This window comes from Gammaproteobacteria bacterium (assembly GCA_003696665.1).
GTDB lineage: Bacteria > Pseudomonadota > Gammaproteobacteria > Enterobacterales.
On the sequence record RFGJ01000081.1, the window covers coordinates 1 to 1,763 of the forward strand.

The 1,763-nt window shown below is 52.8% G+C and carries 2 protein-coding genes; both read right to left on the reverse strand.

All coding sequences use genetic code 11. The features are described 5' to 3' along the window. The coding region (locus D6694_02760; protein RMH46998.1) for a TIGR02221 family CRISPR-associated protein at window positions 1-1,064 on the reverse strand (1,064 nt) is incomplete at its 3' end. A 74-nt stretch (window positions 1,065-1,138) separates the two neighbouring features. Beyond that, window positions 1,139-1,763, reverse strand: a 625-nt coding sequence (gene cmr6, locus D6694_02765; GenBank protein ID RMH46999.1) for a type III-B CRISPR module RAMP protein Cmr6, incomplete at its 5' end; no start/stop codon positions are given.

The following is a 1,763-nucleotide window of genomic DNA, read 5'->3' on the forward strand; positions in this document are numbered from 1 at the left end:
GGGCCGCGTTCGCTTCCCTGCCAAAGGCGGGCGATTCGCTTGCGGTGCGGGAACTGCATCCAGCGTTCGCGGTAGGGTGATTCTGCTACCACCTCGCCGGTAGCCCGATTCTTGCGCATGCCGCTGCTGCTCAGTAAAAATTCGGCCTCTTCGCGTTGCTTTTTCTGCCACATATCAAGCCCAAAGTGCAGGCAGAGCAGCGAAACCACCCACTCGCGAGCCATAGAGAGTGCATGAACGTAATGCTGCTTTGCCATGTACCAGTCAATCATGCGCAATTGACTGCGCAGATAAGCCCAATCGTCGGCGTTATCTCCCACGGCGAAGATGGAATAGTCACTTTGCAGGCGTTCCACCACCACGCCAAATGGCTCTGGCAAGACATTATGGACGGCGTTCAGTTGGTGCGGCAATTCACGGGCAGCCCCGGCCACATCACGCGGACGTAGCAGGTCCAGCCCAAGGGCGATGCCTTCAACGTTTTTCGCCAGCGGTTCCAGCGTAGCATCCGCCTGTTTGCGCAGTTGTGAGGCCAGATAACGGGCATTGCCAGTGTAGATGAACTGGTTGGCCGCGGCCAGCCAGTCGAACAGGGAAATAAAGGGAGTCAGATCAAAGACTGGCGAGATATTGGTTTCCTTGTCTCTGGCTTCAAAAGCACCATATAACACAGACGCTACCGTGACATTGCGCGCGGATCGCAAAAATGCTGCCGCGGTAAACACCAGAAAAGGCAAAGAGCGGAAAGAATTGGTGATATCGAAAACCACCCTTTCTCCGGGTTCGACGGCGTTCACCAGCGCGCTGAAAATCTCCCAGAGCGCATCTTCTGTGTGGCTTTCCGGAATGGGTACCGGCAGCAACAAGTCGCCCAGGCGACTCTTCAGTTCTTCCAGGTTATCATGCTTTTCTACCGTAGGCGTGACAAAAACGAGGATTTTTTTCGTTTCCGGGAAAAACTGGGGTAACGCTTCGGCAAAGAAGCGTGTGGGTACGATCGTGTCGCCATACTGGTACTTGGTAAATGCATAGTTAGTTGGGCCAAGAAAGCTCAGGATTTTCATTTTGTCTCCTCAGAAAATAGCCAGCACCGGTTAGGGAATAGGGCTCCGTCAGTCAAGCACTCCGTTTTATGCACTCAACCTTTCTTCCCAGTCGCGGCAACAAGCGCTGCGTATCGCTCCTGATTGCGCAAAGCCTTCTTGCGAGTTTTTTCCTTTTTTGCTTTCTTCTCCCAGGTCTTGGGGAGATTCGAAGCATCCACTTTTTCCAGAATCAATCTGGCAAGATCATGCTTTACATCATCTGGCACTTCCAGATTTTCCCATTCATCATACAATGTGACAAAGTCTTTGTTGATATCGGATGTGGCTTTCACTTTCTCGCGAAATGCCTCGTCAGGGGACAATTCTCTGGCTTCTTCAACAAGTTCCATCCGCCCATAGCCGCTATTGGTCTTGGCACCAATACCCTCGTCGGCCAACGCCAATTTCAAAATCTGGAAAGCGGCGTCGACCCATTCATCAGGCCCGGCCAGCGCTACCCGGAACTTTACGCCATCGCGCACGCTGACGAAAGGAACCGGGTTGGGGCTGTCCCAATCGGCCGGAGGCTCATTTTTGTCTTGATAGTACCCCTGATGGTGGACGGTCACCACATCCATTACCAAAGGCTTATTGGGACTGCCATTAGGGTCATAAAGCGCATCGAAGAAGGTGACGTATCCAGCCGATGTGGTATCGCCGAAAAGAATTTTGTACGCA